Raw genomic sequence first — 16,082 nt, 5'->3', positions numbered from 1 at the left:
AACCTGATACCGCATCGGTATCAGGCCTTAAATGAAGGACGTATATTAGCCTTCCTTGTTAAAAGGATCGTCCGCAATTTTGATGGAGTCTGTAGGGCAACCATCACAAGCATCTTGCATATCATCATGAAGATCTTCAGGAATTTCAATAATTCCACGGTTGGAATCACCATCAAAGATAACTTCCGCCAGACCCTCGTCGTCGTAGTCGTAGATATCAGGTGCAGTCGCTCCACAAGCTCCACAAGCGATGCATGTATCTTTCTCTACCCAAGTATATTTAGCCATTTCTTCTCTGCCTCCTATTAATTAACACCAAACAGTAGGTTCAACTATGCTAACAATCATATTAATACAAAGTGAAAACAAATACAAATCATTTTGGGTTATTATACCTCTTATAATCCACCCTATTCTGGTCTCGGGAGATTGTCTTTTTGCAAGGAAGTTCCACGTTCCTTATAGTTTCTGATCAGCACCGAAGGGTCATTACCTAACATGCCCGCAGTTAATACTGCATTCTCTCCGAACTTGTTCCGAAGCTCGTCCATAACATGGGTTAAGGACTCTCGCTTGAATTGCTGCTCATAGTCGAACAGATCCAATTGCACGGCGGATTCACTCTTTGGAATTAAACTGTGAAGTGTAATCCCGAGCAGTCGAAGCGGCTTGCCTGCTCCAAATTGGCGATAGAACAGAGAAGTTGCTTCTTTATATATATCCTGCTCATGATCGGTCGGGGTATGCAGCATTTGAGAGCGGATCATTGTCTTCATATCAGGGGTGCGGATCGTAATTTGAATTCCCTCTGCCATCATGCCATGCCTGCGAAGTCTTCGGGTCACCTGATCACTTATATTGAGCAGCACACGATTAATATCTGCTTCGTTCGAGATATCCTCAGGAAGTGTTGTCGTATGGCCAATGGATTTATTTGGCTCTCGCACCGGACTCACTTCAGAATCACTAATCCCATGAGCTGCCTGTTTCATCCACGTTCCGAGCACTCCAAAGTAATCCCTCAGCAAGCCCTCTTCCGCGTTTGCGAGTTCTCCAATCGTATGGATGTTGATCTTGCGCAGCTTCTCTTCTGTTTTGCGGCCAATACCGAATAACTCACCACATGGTCGATGCCACAGCTTCTTCTGGACATCCCGCAGCCGCAGCACCGTAATTCCATTTGGTTTTTTCATATCTGAAGCCATCTTGGCAAGCAATTTGTTCGGAGCAATTCCGATGGAACATGGGATACCCAGCTCCTCGTTAATCCTATTTTTAATCGTCTCTGCAATCTCCATCGGCGTTCCAAATTGCTTGGAACCGGTAATATCAAGATAACATTCATCAATGGAAGTCGCCTCTAGCTGGGGGGTATATTCATAAGCAATGCTCATGAAGGCTTTAGAGTATTTTCGATACAAATTAAAATCAGGTTTAATGATCATGAGCTCAGGGCACTGACGTAGTCCTTGGTTGACCACCATACCCGTGCTGATTCCACGTCCTCTTGCCTCGTATGAACATGTGACTATTACCCCCTTGCGCTGTTCACTGCTTCCTGCGACAGCCGTTGGTTTACCTGCATAAATATTCGGTTCTTCTGCGGCATGGACCGAGCAATAAAAAGCATTCATATCCACGTGTAAAATAACGCGTCCATTGGCAGGATAATAATCGTTAACGTTGTTCACATCACATACCCTCTGTCTATTTAATCAAATTTCCTGCTCACTTTAGAATAATAAAACTTAAATTCATTCTATATAATAATACAACGATGCTTCAATCTATTGAATCAATTTCATAAATCATAATAATCGTTTTGATCTATATACTCTTGATTGAAGCAGCCAAAGGTATTATGAAATTGATTCTATTATTTTATAATTATAAATTATCAAATTTCCATCTTACATTCCAGGTGAGAACTGCTATAATAAATTATTAAAAACGGTTTTAGTGGACTTCCAAAGGGGGATCAACATGTCTAAGAACATCTCAATCTTCGATACGACACTTCGTGACGGTACACAAGGGGAGGGAATTAGTCTATCGGTTGATGATAAGCTGAACATTGCCAAGAAGCTCGATTATCTGGGCGTTGAGTACATTGAAGGCGGAATTCCGGGAAGCAATTCGAAAGATATTGAATTTTTTAAGCGTGTTCAACAATTGGGGTTAACCTCGAAGATCGTTGCTTTTGGCAGTACTCGCCGGAAGGGCGGGAATGCCGAGACCGATGCTAACCTGAACCGAATTATTGAATCCGGTGCGGATGCAGCTACACTGGTCGGCAAGTCATGGGATTTTCATGTTCATACGGCACTGCAGACGACTTTGGAAGAGAATCTCGACATGATTTATGATTCGATTCATTATTTGAAACGAAACGGTTTAGAAGTCATTTTTGACGCAGAGCATTTTTTTGATGGTTACAAGAATAACCCCGAGTATACGCTCTCTGTAATGACAAGAGCCTACGAAGCGGGTGCGGATTGGCTCGTGATGTGCGATACAAATGGAGGAACGATGCCTCATGAAATTCAGGAAATCGTAAGAGCCGTTGTATCTCATCTTCCCGAAGCGAACTTTGGCATTCACACGCATAATGATTGCGAGTTAGCCGTTGCCAATACACTAGCCGCCATCTCTGCCGGGGCCAGACATGTTCAGGGAACGATAAATGGTTACGGCGAACGCTGTGGTAATGCCAATTTATGCTCTGTAATTCCGAACCTGCAGCTTAAATTAGGTTATCATTGTATTGAGGAAGACAAGCTGGCACAGCTAACCAATGTCTCGCGTTATGTCAGTGAGATCGCCAATGTCAATATGCCGGTGAATCAGCCTTATGTTGGCAGTGCAGCTTTTGCGCACAAAGGAGGCATACACGTATCAGCCATTTTACGTGATTCTCGTACTTATGAGCACATTGCCCCAGAGCAGGTCGGGAACAAGCAGCGGATTCTTGTATCTGAACTGGCCGGTCAGAGTAATATTATATCCAAGGCCCAGGAGCTGGGCATTGAACTCGATCCCACCAGCTCCCACTCCCGCCAAGTGATTGACAGAATTAAGGATATGGAGCATCAGGGCTATCAATTTGAAGGGGCAGATGGATCTCTTGAGCTTCTAATCCGGGAGGCCAATGGAGAAGTCAAGGAACTGTTCACCTTCGAATCCTTCAAAATGCTTGTTGAGAAAACGGCAGGAAAGCCCGTCGTATCTGAAGCTTTTGTTAAATTAAGCGTCGGCGGTCGAAGTCACTATACAGCAGCGGAAGGCAACGGGCCGGTAAATGCGCTGGATAACGCGCTTCGCAAAGCTCTTGTGACATACTATCCTTCTCTGCAGGAAATGCATTTGTCCGACTACAAGGTTCGGGTGCTAGATGATAAGGATACGACGGCAGCCAAAGTAAGAGTTCTCATTGAATCAAAGAACTTCAGCGACGGCTGGAATACAATTGGGGTATCGGAGAATGTCATTGAAGCGAGCTGGGAAGCACTCGTTGACAGCTTTAGATATGCGCTCCTGGACGAAGTACCCTCAGAGATTATAGAACCGGATACCTTGGCTCAAGGAATGGTCAATCATTAAGCATGATAGAAAAGAGGCTGCTGAGATGGTCAGCAGCCTCTTTCTGTTCATGGTCTATAGGGTTACTTCAGTAAATCCTTGATTTTATTTTCAAGCTCTTCTTCGGACAGGATGCCGAGAATGACCTCCTGAATGACTCCATTCTCATCAATCAATACATTGGTAGGAAACGCCATTCCCTTGTACAAATCATAAATTGCGCCGTCTTTATCCATCAGTATTGGAAAATTAACATGAAAGGTATCTACAAACTCAGCAGCATCCTTTTCGGTGTCATATTTAGTAACATTAATCCCGTAAATATCAAGCTCATCTTTGTATGTTTCAGATAGATGATTCAGTATAGGTGCCTCCATTTTGCAAGGCTCACACCATGAGGCCCAGAAGTTCAGCATCACAGGTTTTTCACGCTTCCCGCCAACTTTATATGTGCCTTCTTCCATTCCATTTAATTGAAAAGAGGGCGCAAGCATCCCGGCTTTTGCTCCTACTTCTGTCGGCACAGGCTCTTCTGATTGAAAAACAGATTGAAGCTGAATCAGGCTGCTCCCTCCGCCGGCTTGCCATATTGCAATGCCAACGAGCAGCAATACTCCGATGATAATATATAGGTTACGTTTCATTTGTCCGTCCCTTTTCATTGATTATAAAGTCATGAATCCATCTCATCATACCCTGAGCTGCTTCATTTAAGGGTATATTAAGCAAAATGGTTGTTGTTCATTTTTTATCATTCTACCCTTTTTTTGAAGATTGTATCAATCCAACTGACAAAAGAAGGATGGAGGTGAAATAAAAAAAGCTCCTGCTCAGGAGCCTTATCAGAAAAAAATGATATCATGATAGCGAATCAATAGGAGAGTATAGATGATTATTACACAAGAAGTATTTACGGCTCTGGAAAGGCATCTCTTTGAAAAGCACCCTTATGAAGCTTGCGGCATACTTCTCGGCCATATGGATCAGCATCATGTCATTCGCCTGCTTCAATATATCCCAATACCGAACACCGCACCTAACCCATTACACCATTTCGAGCTGGATCCAGGCATCTGGGTGAAACACGTGCTTGGCACAGCCAATATGATAGGCATATTTCACAGCCATCCTAATTCGTCACCTTATCCTTCGCCTGAGGATTTGGAATCACTTCAGCAGTATGGCACCTTGCTCAAGGCATACCTCATAGGCTCACTAACTTACGATAAGAAACAAATGGAGCTCAAGGGATACACGATCCAAAAAAATGGAGAGCAGCTGACTCTTAACGAATCTTCACTAAGCATGACTTAAATGGTCATACAAATCAGACAGGGTATGAACCTCCATCTCGGCAATATCATCTAAATAACAACCCCATAAGCGAGCCGTCATCATGGCATCCTTAAGTGCATGGTGTCTTCCGTGAATGGGAATTCCCCGAGATTCCAGGCATTCATCAAGCCCGTATCCATTCCGCTGAGGCTCCAGCCATCTGGCCAGCATCATTGTATCAATAACCCGATGACTAAGCCTTACTCTAGATGTCTTCCATAATGCCGCATTCAAAAAGGATTTATCATGTGCGCTGGCATGAGCTACCAGGACACGCCCACCGACAAAGGACATAAAGTCATGCAGTCCCTCCAATATAGGCGGTGCATCACGAGTCATATCAGGTGTAATACCTGTCAATTCAGTGATATGTTCTGGTATAGGGACTTTGGGTCTGACCAGCGTATAGAACTGCTCATCTTCAATAATCTCACCGCCTACAACCCGAACTGCACCGAAGGATAAGATTTCGTCTCCATGTTGGGGCGCAAAGCCTGTCGTCTCCAGATCAAATACAACCGCATCCAGCTCCGATAAAGGTGTTCTAAGCGCTTCTGGCTTACGATTCTCCCGCATCAATGAACGTAAAAAGGCCATCTGCTGTGCGGTAGGGGCGCCGAGCATAGAAGCGATTGCCGAGGGCACCCCTCCCTGCCTAAACGAGTTCCAAAAACCGTTATTGCCCCTTACCGGGTCTTTCATGAGCGTCTCCTCTCTACAAATCGAAGCTGTCGCTGTAGGTTACGGTGCACTTTTTTCACTGTGCTCAAGCCTTCCCTAAGCTCATACAGAATCGTTCTTTGTTTTAATTGTTCTTCGCCAATGTAGCCGCTGCTTGAAATGATCCCTTTCTCATTTTCAACCTCAGTAACTCTCCTCAGCTTCAGAGCAATTTTAAAGGCATCTTCACATGCATCCACTGAATGAAGAGGAACTGCTTCAAGTCTAGCAAGCTTGGTAAGACGTTTAATCGTATTCGTATCCTTCAGGCCATTCAGCAAGGCCATGTAACGAGCACTGTTAACAAGCGGAATATACATGCCATATTTGATATCAAATCCGCCCGCATGCTCACCAAATCTCTCGGTTACCACCCGTCCAAGGATGTTCAAAGTTGCTTTGTGCTTTACCGTATTTCTCAATACGGCTGAGGCAAGATCTGGCGTGGATTGGAACAATTGACTAAAGTGACTGCGAAAATCCTCCGATAGTGTGCGGTCTCCTCCCACATGCCTTAAATCTGCTGCGATAATCAAGTATCGAACAGGCTCCCACTTCAGATCGTCCGTCCAATCCGCAAGCTGCTGCTTCCAAGAGGCAAGCGTACGTCTCCATAAAGGCTCCGAGCACATGACCTTACCTTCACACTTGGCATAACCTACACCTTCGAGTGAATCGGATATCCTTTTGCCCAGCTCCTCAAAGTACGCCTCTTTACCTGGATGAGGCAAGTCACTAATAATCATACCGTTGTCCTGATCACTCCACAGGGTGGCTTCACCTCTGCCAGAGCTCCCAAATACAACAAATGCATAAGGGACAGGCCGGCTCCCATAACCTTCGGCTTCCATCTCGTTCTCGCATATTTCTATGACTTGTCTGGCAATATAATCATGCAAATCATTTACCATTTGATACCATTCAATCAAAGATACAATTGCTGTTAGGTCTTGCAACTCCTCTTGCTTCTGCATTCGAGCTTGTTTCAGTGCAGGTATAGATTGCACATTCTTCAAATCATCCAATAAGAATGCTTTGCCCGTAGATTTCAGAGGTTCCATAGTTCTGTCCCCCTAGACGTGTTCCTCTTCATCATACCATGATAGGCCGAAAAGGTGTCGTTCTAATTAGTGTTTAAGATGACAATATAACTAAGATTAGCTTACACATTTGGTATTAATAATTGGGACCACTTGACATGTAAAACAAGAACAAAAGAAATCATGTGTATTCTAATGTTAATTTTTATAACATATAATGAAAAATATATTCCCATTGCAATTATAAAAGAACACCAATATATTGACAAGGGCATTTTTGGAAGAAATCATGTTATTGCGATGCAGTCATCTTAATCTCCGGATCCAGCCTTAACCACCGAAATCCAGCTGCACTCTGGCTGTTCACAGAAAAAGCGTCACGTTTGACTGTATGGTTCTAGATCATGTATCATGTTTATGTAGAGTATATGGAAAGGTGAGTGTTTTGGGATGGGGATATGAAGCTGTATCGAATCGGTGAATTGTCAAAGGCTGCCGGTGTCAGCGAACGTACAATTGACTATTATACGAAGCTCGGATTAATTACTCCAGAGCAGCGTACTCAAAAAAATTATAGATTATATAATAGTGAAACCTTAAACCGAATTGAACGTATTATCCAGATGAAACTAGAGAAATATAGTCTCGAAGAGATTAAGAATTCTTTAGATAAGTGGAGTAACGTTTCGGCTAATGAACAAGTAACCAGCAAGCTTAACAGCTTGGAGATTCATGTAGAGCAGCTTGAACGTGAGATGAATGAGCTCAAGCCTCTTCTCGAGGAAATGAAGCCCGCTCAACAACGTAAAGTCGTCACTGCTCTTCTTACCAAGAGTGCCGCTTGCATGGAAGCACTAAAAATTATGCTTGAGAGCTCCATGATGTAATTTCATCTTAATAGAAGTATGGGGGTATGGTGTGAATGATGTTTGTATTGCTGATCTTAGCCATCATACTGTCGGTTTGGGCGCAATTCCGCGTTCAAGGGACATTTAAGAAATGGGCTAAAGTAGATAACTCAACCGGTTTAACAGGTTATGATGTAGCTAGACATATGCTGGACACGAACGGTTTGCATGATGTTCCGATTGAACCTGTAAGAGGAGCCTTATCAGATCACTATGATCCAATCCACCGTGTCGTCCGATTATCTGAGCCAGTATATTATGAGAGAAGCATATCCGCTGTAGCTGTTGCATCTCACGAGGTAGGACACGCAATCCAGCACAAAGAACATTATCCGATGCTGGCGCTTCGTCACCGGATATTCCCAATCGTTAATTTTGCATCCGGTATTGCTCCGTTTCTTCTGTTGGCAGGCTTTATCTTCAACGCATTTAACTTGATTGGTCTAGGTATTATATTCTTCTCCGTAACTGTAGCCTTCCAGCTCGTTACCCTGCCAGTCGAATTTAATGCAAGTAACCGGGCTCGACGTATTATCGTCGAAGAAGGTTATGTACGAAGTGAAGAAGAACGCGGTGTAGGTAAAGTGCTTAACTCCGCAGCGCTCACTTATGTAGCAGCTGCACTGATTTCGTTACTTGAACTCATTCGCTACATTGGAATTTTTACGAGCAACCGCGAATAGAACCGCATAAAGAACCCCGGTCATTTATTTGACCGGGGTTTTGCTGTTGTCTAGTCCAAAATAGTCAAGCAAGAACGTTCGAAATGACTGTGCTACTAACGGCAGCTTCTCATCACTACGGTGAATGAGCCCAATCGTTCGCGTCACCGTTGGACTCTTAATGCGAACTCTTGCAGGCTGAAGCGGATTCGTCTGAAATAAAGCCATCTCCGGCAATACACTTACCCCCATCCCCGCCGCAACGAGGCCTCGAATGGTATCCGTCTCTTCACCCTCAAAAGCAATTCGAGGTGTAAATCCGGCCTCCAGACACGCGTGCCATACAATAGGCCTTAACGAGTAGCCTTTACTGAACAAAATAAATTTATCATCTCTCAGTTGATCTAAGGTAATCGACTCCTCCGTAGCGAGAGGATGATTCTGAGGTAAAATGGCAAACAGCTCTTCTGTTAATACGATATCCCCTGTAATTTGATCATGCTTCTCCGGGAACGGTGACACAAAAGCCAGATCAACCTCAGCAGATAATACATCTCTAATTAAAGTCGGGAACATCCCTTGCTTAAACTTAAATTTAACGTTAGGATAGCGTTTGCGAAACTCTGATACGATGGTGGGAATTAAATGAATTCCCAGGCTGTGTGGGAACCCGATTCGAATCTCGCCTTTTTCCGGATCCAGAAATTCATGAACCTCACCAACAGCTCGATCCAGGTCTTTCAGAATACCCTCAACTCTTTTGCAAAACAATTGCCCGACAGGAGTAAGCTGTAGATTACGCCCCTTCTGCATGAACAAGTCGATACCGAGTTCTTCCTCTAGATGATGAATTTGCCTGCTTACTGCGGATTGCGCTACATGCAATTCCTCCGCAGCCTGCGTTACATGCTCTTTCTGCGCAACTTTCAAAAAGTATTGCAACTGTCTAAGTTCCACTCGATCAATCGCTCCAATCTGCTTAAAACAATCCCAAGTCATTCCATGGAAAGCAGTTCATGTCTTTAATGTATCATGACAACCAGAATGAATCAACGGCGCTTTAACAGTCTGATGATCAGACCATAAAGGAAGAAACCGCCGATCAGTCCGCCTAAATGGGCAGCCATATTGATATTGGCCACACCCAGTGAAAAGATAATACCAAACCCAAGAATGGTATAGATCGTTTTTCTCGATGCATCATCCATTAGGTTGCGTTGAAACAGAACGATATAGAGAAATGCACCGTATACTCCATAGATTGCTCCCGACGCCCCAATGGACAGAGTAGGATTCGTTAAATTGTTATAGTAAGCCTGTGAAATGATATTTCCTACCAAACCACTTCCGATATAAAGTATTGCGTACCGCCAGAAGCCAAGAAGCCGCTCAAGCGGCGGAGCAAATACAAGAAGAGCAAAGCAGTTGAACAACAAATGGGAAAAGCCAGAATGAAGGAACATCGAAGCAAATAAACGCCATGTTTCTTCATTCCATGGTGGAATATTGGTCAGTGCACCATATTTCATAAGAGTAAGCGCATTATTAGGCCCACCGTCAATTAACAGCACTACATACATCATAATATTCGCTGCAAGCAGTATTGAAGTTATTGGGTAATATCGCAAATACCCTTTCCAGTTCTCATATCGTAAAAAAATCATGGCCTCATCCTTCCATTGTCCTGTGTTGGACATGAGCTTCCTATAAAGATTATAATAGATAGTGTCCAAGATCACCAATCTCAAGGAGGTACATAATAGATGACTCAAGAACGTACAGGTGTAGCCGCTTTTAAAGGAAATCCCATTACGCTGATCGGCCCGGAACTTAAGGCTGGTGACCAAGCACCGGATTTTACACTTAATCTGAATCTGCTTGAAGAAGCACATTTATCAGACTATGCCGGCAAAATCAAACTAATTAGTGTGGTCCCTTCTCTTGACACAGGGGTCTGCGATACACAGACTCGTCGTTTTAATGAAGAAGCGGCTGATCTAGGCGACAATGTTGTTGTTCTAACGATTAGCGCAGATCTTCCATTTGCTCAAGCACGCTGGTGTGGTGCAGCAGGAGTTGATAAGGTCATCACCTTATCTGACTATAAGTCTAAGTCTTTCGGCCAAGCTTATGGCGTACTGATCAAAGAATTCCAGCTCGACATGCGCTCCATCTTTGTCATTGACGCTAACGACAAGATAACTTATGTGGAATATTTGTCTGAAATGTCAGAGCATCCGAATTACGAAGCAGCGATTGCAGCTGTTAAAGAACTGCTTTAATTTACGCAGCGAAACGGGATAACCCCACGCAATACATGCAAAAAGCGAGAAAAGGACGTGCCTTTATCTCGCTTTTTTTGGATCTTACTCGCCTACAACCTTGTGTTTGCCGATCTTCTTATCTATAATATCGAACAACTGTAGAATAATGCGATAATTGGACCCCAGATCCCCCAGCGAACCTCTTGAAGCAGAATAAATATCAATGGCACTTCGAACAGGCGTGACCTGAATAATGGACACGGTAATATCTAGTGTACGTCCAAACGATGTGCGCTTCTCCATGGTAATTTCCCCAACTGAGGGTACTTCATGAAGAACTTTGAATCCAGGAACCTTCTTCATCAGCGATGATATTTCTTCCCACGCCTTATCCTTGGACAAGTTATAATAGCGTGTCTTCATTTTTGGATCCTTGGCTCGGTCACTTGTTCCTTCCATACTGCGAACAATGCCGACTAGTGTTCTTTTGAGTGACAAGACCCTTCCTCCTTTGTATGTAGCCGTACCTATATTCTCTCTTTAGTGTATCATTGTTAACTCCTTAGCAAAAGACATAATCTATTCTCCCGCTAGAGACACATCACTGCTGATAACAACAAAAAAGACATCCCCAAATGCACCCTTATGTAGAGTACGTGTGAGATGTCTCTAAAATTCATCCAAAAAGGATACCCGCTAATGCCGTCCGATTATATTGTCTTCTGAACCTGCTGTAGCAGGTGGGTGACCGCAGAAATGGTTATGAAGTCCCCATGTCATATAGACAGGGCATGTCAGCTGCATTTCGTGTTGATCTCCCGAGACATAGTCATTGGTTCAAAACAACGAATAACCGAAACGAACATCGCAGGATGTAGAAACATTATATCGCTATTCTACAAAAAAGTAAATGTATGATCAGCAATTGCTAAAATTCTCGTGAGGGATAAAATCATTTATCCTTCTAAGCAGTTAAACACAAGTACAAGCAATGCCTTTTATTTTGTATTGTCCTGTGGCTTGGAGGCCGTCTCTAACGAATCACTCTCCTGTGACTCGCCTTCTTCTTCACGGCTGGCCTGCAGCTTCTCAGCCTGCTCCTGCATCTTAGTGAAAGTGGCATAGAAGTTAAAGAAAGCAAACCATGCAATCAGGCTTCCGATGAAGAAAAAGAACAATGCAGGGTACTGCATGCCGATGTAGCATAATAGTCCGGCACCGAGCAATGATGAAAACACGCGGAACGGCCGAATCAATGTAATCAGTACAGCATTTTTAATGATCATTCCAATGGACATATGATAATGTACTACCATCGAGAAAAAGTTGAACATTGACACACATAGCAGGAGCAGCAGGATCAGCATGATAATTCCGATTAACTGGAGGTTCTCGAACTGAGTCATATAAACTGTATAATCCAAATACATAATGACTACCAGCAGTGTATAGAAAACACCGCCGATCATACTCTGTTTGTAGTTTTCCTTATATCCTGTAAAAAATGTTCTCATTATCGGCACATCTGTATCACCCATGACCCATTTACGAACTACGTTAAACAGCGCAGATGTCGCAGGGAAAAATGTAAACGGTGCCACAATCCCCAATGCCCAGTTCATTTGAATGGATTCATTCGTCATACCTTGACCCATAACAAGAACCTTGATCACCAAAAAGAAGAAAAATGGCGAGGCACACAGTACCCACAATAGGTTCGATGCTGCGAATCTTGTTATCCACTCCGTCAGGCGATATATACCACCCATAGCTCCTTTAAATTCCAAAACACGTCTCCTCCTTAACACATACGCGAGACTCATTCCACTCGCCTGTATGCATCATCTTAGGTGATTATCTCTCGCTAATTCACATTAACTTAACCTAACTATAACTATACAGCATAACCGCACGCAAAAGCTAGACCAACGCGGAAATCTCGGCTTAAATATATCCCTTTAAGAGACGATCAGGATAACAGCCTATTTTCATGAATTTGTGGGCAGGCGTCTAATCAATCGGTACAGTTCTACCATAGGATATGGCGTAGTCGATGAGCCACTTCACTTTATAAAGGAGGTGACCGCAATGTCCTATGGATACGGATGCGGAGGTCAGGTTGGTGGTGTTTCTACTGGCTGTGGATACGATGGATGGTTCTCTCTCGGAACAATTCTCGTGTTGTTCATTCTGCTGGTCATCATTTCCAAAACGTTCTTCTGCTAAATAATCAAATGCAGCAGCAAAAAAAGACGAAGCATAGGGTGCTTCGTCTTGTCTCTGTATTAATTATTGAAACGAGCTGTCGTCACGACGTGTTGATGGTCTGCGATTCTCGTTATTGTTGTTGTAAGGACGGGATTTGCGATCGCGATCGCGGTCACGATTGTAACCACCGCTTCCGCCATCTCTTCCCCCATCTCTACGATTACCGTATCCGCCTTTATTACCGCTTCCGCTTCCGCTTCTGTTGTATCCACCGCCACTACGGTTGCCATAGCCACCAGAAGGCTTGCGTCCGCTAGAACGAACATCTGGCTTACGGCGTTTAGCACGGATTGGATCCTCAGGAGTCAGCTCAATGGCTGCATCCTTCTTGTCGCCTGTGAGCAGCTTCAGAGCTGCTGACAAGAGCTGCACGGAATCATATTGCTCCAATAGCTGAATAGCGATACCTTTGTATTCGTTAAGCTCTCCGTCTTGTACAATTTCCAGAAGACGTTCAGCTGTAACGCGTTGCTTCCCTTCAATCGCTTCAGCAAGTGTAGGAAGCGGTTTGCGTGGAATACGATGACGTGTTACACGCTCGATGAAATGCAGGTGGTCAATCTCACGAGGTGTTACAAAGGACCATGCAGCTCCTTCTTTACCTGCACGACCTGTACGGCCGATACGGTGTACATAGCTTTCCGGATCTTGCGGAAGATCAAAGTTAACAACATGTGTTACTCCAGATACGTCAAGTCCACGTGCTGCCACATCCGTTGCAACGAGTACATCAATGCTTCCATCACGGAATTTGCGCATTACAGTATCACGTTGATTCTGAGACAGGTCACCATGAAGTCCATCCGCAGAGTAACCACGTTTTTGGAGTGCTTCTGACAATTCATCTACACGGCGTTTTGTACGACCAAATACGATTGCAAGCTCAGGAGATTCCATATCCAGCAAACGGCTGAGTGCATCAAATTTCTGACGTTCAGGCACTTCAATATAAGCCTGGTCAATAAGTGGTGCACTTACTTGCTTCGGAATAACGGAAACGTGCTCTGGATTTTGCAAAAATTGCTGAGCGAGCTTCTGAATGTTAGGAGGCATCGTTGCAGAGAACAGCATCGTTTGACGATCATCAGGAACCTGCTTCAGAATCGACTGAATGTCTTCCATAAAGCCCATATCCAGCATTTCATCTGCTTCATCCAGCACGACAGTTTGCACGTCTTCAAGTTTGATGGTTTTGCGGTTAATATGGTCAAGAAGTCGACCAGGTGTACCGATAATAATTTGAGGCTTCTTCTTCAATGCACGAATCTGGCGAACGATGTCTTGACCGCCGTATATAGGAAGTGTACGGATACCTTTGAAGCGGGATAGCTTCTCAATCTCTTCTGCCACTTGGATGGCAAGCTCACGAGTTGGTGCCATGATCAGGGCGCGAATCTTCTCATCCGTCTTGGAAATTTTGCTGATAAGCGGGATACCAAAGGCTGCCGTTTTACCTGTACCTGTTTGGGCTTGACCAATCAAGTCACTTCCATTGAGAGCAACGGGAATGGATTTTGCTTGAATTGGTGTTGCTTCTTCAAATCCAAGCTCGGTAATTGCCTGCAGAACCTTAGGTTCCAGATTAAATTCTGAGAAAGTTGTCAAATTTATTCAAACTCCTTCTATTATGGTGGACATGTAATCCACTGCATTTCTCTGTATTCTTAAGTAGCGTTAATATATAGGCTGTCCCATCATGCACGATAAAAATGGGATTGCATGATCTCACAATTTCACTATAGAGAGAATAGATTCTCTCCCAAATCGTCTAAACTACATATGATGTTTATTGAAACTTACTGAAAACAAAACATGCTTTTTTCGAAAAAAGGCGATCTACTCAAGAACATCCACAAAATATTATATCACAAAACAATTTACAATTACCAGTAATCAATATAGTATGATACTTCTGAGGTGAAATTGGTGCTAAAATTAACTACAAAATCGCTAATCGTATTTCTAGGCGGTGCTATTATTGCAGCAGGATTCAACCTGTTTCTGCTGCCACATGAGCTGCTTAGCGGAGGAATCTCAGGTATATCCATGCTCATCGGATATTTTACTCCGCTTAACTTTAATGTCATGTACTTCGTCTTTAACATTCCACTGCTTATTGCAGGGTGGTTCTTGCTGGGCCGAAGATTTATCAGCTTCAGCATTATAAACGTTATTGCTACGACCTGGATGCTAAACGTTCTGCCCGTTACTGCAATTGCTCATGATCAGCTGACTTCGGCTGTGTTCGGCGGCGTGCTTATTGGAGCTGGAACAGGACTTGCATTTCGTGCCGGCGGTTCTTCCGGTGGTCTCGATATCGTCGCTTCCATTATTACACGGTTTCGTGACTTCCCCGTCGGAGCCGTCATTGCCGTCATGAACGGAATGATTATTCTGCTCGCCGGTTATTTGAACAACGACTGGAATATCGCTCTGATCTCGGTGCTTTCCATCTACATTACCGGTAAGGTGCTTGATTTAATTCATATTGGACATGTGAAGGTTACCCTATTTATCGTTACCAATGAGACAGATAAAATGCTTGAACAATTGTTACCAAGACAAAGAGGTGTAACGAAGATTAAAACCCAGGGTGCATTTACCGATCATGAAAAGGACATGCTCATGACGGTTACTACCAAATACGAGCTCGATGAGGTCAAGCAGATCATAAGAGCTACGGATCCCAAAGCTTTTGTCAACATCGTAGAAACAGTAGGAATAATGGGCTCGTTCAGAAGAAATTAGATCATTTGTCAAGTATAATTTTAATTATTTTTGTGATATAATAATGGTGCGTCGTTCCTATTAAGTGCAAGCCTTCTCATGAGGACCTTTTTTATCCGGGTATTTCACAGGCAAATGGCTTTTCCGAGGCAATGAATGATTCTTCTCGAATGATTCTTAGTTAGGAAAGGGTGATTAATGTGGAAATGGAAAGGGTAAAACTGTCAGAAATCGTCATGAAATGGTATCCGGAAATGCTTCCGACCCTTCGGCAGAACGAACTGAATTCATTCATTGTGCTGAGGGATGGTTTCGGATTACTCGAAGCAGAGGATGCAATGGAAATTATCCAATACAGCATCTGCGAGCATCAAGACGACTCCTATCTTCAATAATCTTTATAAGTAAAACCACCGCTTCTTCGGCTACATCGCTGCCGGGGGAGCGGTTTTTTAATGCTCATCTTCTCCCTCTCTCTAACCTCCATAAATTAAACTGTTCAAATCAAACGTTATGTTTTAAAATATTTTTTTGTGCAATTCATTAGTGAACTATAACTTATCGCATGGAGATCAACAA

General features: G+C 43.5%; 18 protein-coding genes and 1 other RNA gene. 8 read left to right on the top strand and 11 right to left on the bottom strand.

Going from position 1 to position 16,082, the window contains the following annotated elements; translation table 11 throughout:
- Positions 1-45: 45 nt before the first annotated feature.
- Together ACFSVM_RS05750 and ACFSVM_RS05745 are read right to left on the bottom strand one after the other, a co-directional pair.
- Positions 46-288, bottom strand: coding sequence for a ferredoxin (locus tag ACFSVM_RS05750; RefSeq protein WP_076311336.1), 243 nt, complete (start codon positions 286-288; stop codon positions 46-48).
- Positions 289-410: 122 nt separating this feature from the next.
- Complete coding sequence (locus tag ACFSVM_RS05745) at positions 411-1,691, bottom strand: DNA polymerase IV (RefSeq protein WP_379260837.1); 1,281 nt, start codon at positions 1,689-1,691, stop codon at positions 411-413.
- A 292-nt stretch (positions 1,692-1,983) separates the two neighbouring features.
- Here ACFSVM_RS05745 and cimA point away from each other — a divergent pair, with 292 nt between their 5' ends.
- Entirely contained in the window at positions 1,984-3,600 is a 1,617-nt protein-coding gene (cimA, locus tag ACFSVM_RS05740; protein ID WP_076311338.1) for a citramalate synthase, read from the top strand.
- 62 nt (positions 3,601-3,662) lie between these two features.
- On the opposite strand, the gene ACFSVM_RS05735 is transcribed toward cimA, so the two are convergent.
- Positions 3,663-4,223 (bottom strand): TlpA family protein disulfide reductase, encoded by a 561-nt coding sequence (locus ACFSVM_RS05735; protein ID WP_379260835.1) that lies wholly within the window; start codon positions 4,221-4,223, stop codon positions 3,663-3,665.
- Between the two features lie 244 nt (positions 4,224-4,467).
- Here ACFSVM_RS05735 and ACFSVM_RS05730 point away from each other — a divergent pair, with 244 nt between their 5' ends.
- Entirely contained in the window at positions 4,468-4,893 is a 426-nt protein-coding gene (locus ACFSVM_RS05730) for a Mov34/MPN/PAD-1 family protein (RefSeq protein ID WP_076311340.1), read from the top strand.
- Here the strand turns inward: ACFSVM_RS05730 and ACFSVM_RS05725 are convergent.
- Both ACFSVM_RS05725 and ACFSVM_RS05720 read right to left on the bottom strand, forming a co-directional pair.
- Positions 4,879-5,616 carry an exonuclease domain-containing protein gene (locus ACFSVM_RS05725; RefSeq protein ID WP_076311341.1) on the bottom strand — a complete coding sequence of 246 codons (738 nt, stop codon included), beginning with the start codon at positions 5,614-5,616 and terminating at the stop codon, positions 4,879-4,881. The two genes, ACFSVM_RS05730 and ACFSVM_RS05725, sit on opposite strands and share 15 nt — an antisense overlap.
- On the bottom strand, positions 5,613-6,695 hold the full coding sequence (locus ACFSVM_RS05720) for a DUF294 nucleotidyltransferase-like domain-containing protein (protein WP_379260832.1): 1,083 nt from the start codon (positions 6,693-6,695) through the stop codon (positions 5,613-5,615). The genes ACFSVM_RS05725 and ACFSVM_RS05720 overlap by 4 nt, the downstream gene beginning before the upstream one ends.
- 437 nt (positions 6,696-7,132) lie before the next feature.
- On the opposite strand from ACFSVM_RS05720, the gene ACFSVM_RS05715 reads away from it, so the two are divergent.
- Together ACFSVM_RS05715 and ACFSVM_RS05710 are read left to right on the top strand one after the other, a co-directional pair.
- On the top strand, positions 7,133-7,561 hold the full coding sequence (locus ACFSVM_RS05715) for a MerR family transcriptional regulator (RefSeq protein WP_076311343.1): 429 nt from the start codon (positions 7,133-7,135) through the stop codon (positions 7,559-7,561).
- A 35-nt stretch (positions 7,562-7,596) separates the two neighbouring features.
- Complete coding sequence (locus ACFSVM_RS05710; protein ID WP_076311344.1) at positions 7,597-8,265, top strand: zinc metallopeptidase; 669 nt, start codon at positions 7,597-7,599, stop codon at positions 8,263-8,265.
- Positions 8,266-8,289: 24 nt separating this feature from the next.
- Here ACFSVM_RS05710 and ACFSVM_RS05705 read toward each other — a convergent pair whose 3' ends face one another.
- Together ACFSVM_RS05705 and ACFSVM_RS05700 are read right to left on the bottom strand one after the other, a co-directional pair.
- Entirely contained in the window at positions 8,290-9,201 is a 912-nt protein-coding gene (locus ACFSVM_RS05705; RefSeq protein ID WP_076311345.1) for a LysR family transcriptional regulator, read from the bottom strand.
- 92 nt (positions 9,202-9,293) lie between these two features.
- Positions 9,294-9,908 carry a rhomboid family intramembrane serine protease gene (locus tag ACFSVM_RS05700; protein ID WP_090723812.1) on the bottom strand — a complete coding sequence of 205 codons (615 nt, stop codon included), beginning with the start codon at positions 9,906-9,908 and terminating at the stop codon, positions 9,294-9,296.
- A gap of 99 nt (positions 9,909-10,007) precedes the next feature.
- On the opposite strand from ACFSVM_RS05700, the gene tpx reads away from it, so the two are divergent.
- Complete coding sequence (tpx, locus tag ACFSVM_RS05695; RefSeq protein WP_076311346.1) at positions 10,008-10,526, top strand: thiol peroxidase; 519 nt, start codon at positions 10,008-10,010, stop codon at positions 10,524-10,526.
- 84 nt (positions 10,527-10,610) lie between these two features.
- On the opposite strand, the gene ACFSVM_RS05690 is transcribed toward tpx, so the two are convergent.
- The 3 genes from ACFSVM_RS05690 to ACFSVM_RS05680 all read right to left on the bottom strand — a co-directional run bounded on the left by ACFSVM_RS05690 (position 10,611) and on the right by ACFSVM_RS05680 (position 12,295).
- Positions 10,611-11,006 (bottom strand): DUF1499 domain-containing protein, encoded by a 396-nt coding sequence (locus ACFSVM_RS05690; protein ID WP_076311347.1) that lies wholly within the window; start codon positions 11,004-11,006, stop codon positions 10,611-10,613.
- Between the two features lie 188 nt (positions 11,007-11,194).
- Positions 11,195-11,385, bottom strand: a non-coding RNA gene (gene ssrS / locus ACFSVM_RS05685) — 6S RNA.
- A 121-nt stretch (positions 11,386-11,506) separates the two neighbouring features.
- Positions 11,507-12,295 (bottom strand): YesL family protein, encoded by a 789-nt coding sequence (locus ACFSVM_RS05680; protein WP_076311348.1) that lies wholly within the window; start codon positions 12,293-12,295, stop codon positions 11,507-11,509.
- A gap of 301 nt (positions 12,296-12,596) precedes the next feature.
- Between ACFSVM_RS05680 and ACFSVM_RS05675 the strand changes: the two genes are divergently transcribed.
- On the top strand, positions 12,597-12,734 hold the full coding sequence (locus ACFSVM_RS05675) for a hypothetical protein (RefSeq protein ID WP_177178626.1): 138 nt from the start codon (positions 12,597-12,599) through the stop codon (positions 12,732-12,734).
- A gap of 63 nt (positions 12,735-12,797) precedes the next feature.
- On the opposite strand, the gene ACFSVM_RS05670 is transcribed toward ACFSVM_RS05675, so the two are convergent.
- On the bottom strand, positions 12,798-14,381 hold the full coding sequence (locus ACFSVM_RS05670) for a DEAD/DEAH box helicase (protein WP_076311349.1): 1,584 nt from the start codon (positions 14,379-14,381) through the stop codon (positions 12,798-12,800).
- A gap of 321 nt (positions 14,382-14,702) precedes the next feature.
- On the opposite strand from ACFSVM_RS05670, the gene ACFSVM_RS05665 reads away from it, so the two are divergent.
- A complete protein-coding gene (locus tag ACFSVM_RS05665) occupies positions 14,703-15,524 on the top strand; it encodes a YitT family protein (RefSeq protein ID WP_177178627.1) in 822 nt (273 codons plus the stop codon).
- Between the two features lie 185 nt (positions 15,525-15,709).
- On the top strand, positions 15,710-15,898 hold the full coding sequence (locus tag ACFSVM_RS05660) for a hypothetical protein (RefSeq protein WP_170862358.1): 189 nt from the start codon (positions 15,710-15,712) through the stop codon (positions 15,896-15,898).
- Positions 15,899-16,082: the final 184 nt, after the last annotated feature.

It is taken from the genome of Paenibacillus shunpengii (assembly GCF_042684905.1).
Taxonomy (GTDB): Bacteria; Bacillota; Bacilli; order Paenibacillales; family Paenibacillaceae; genus Paenibacillus; species Paenibacillus shunpengii.
Note: the sequence above shows the minus strand (reverse complement) of the source record. Positions and strands in the feature narration are given on the sequence as shown.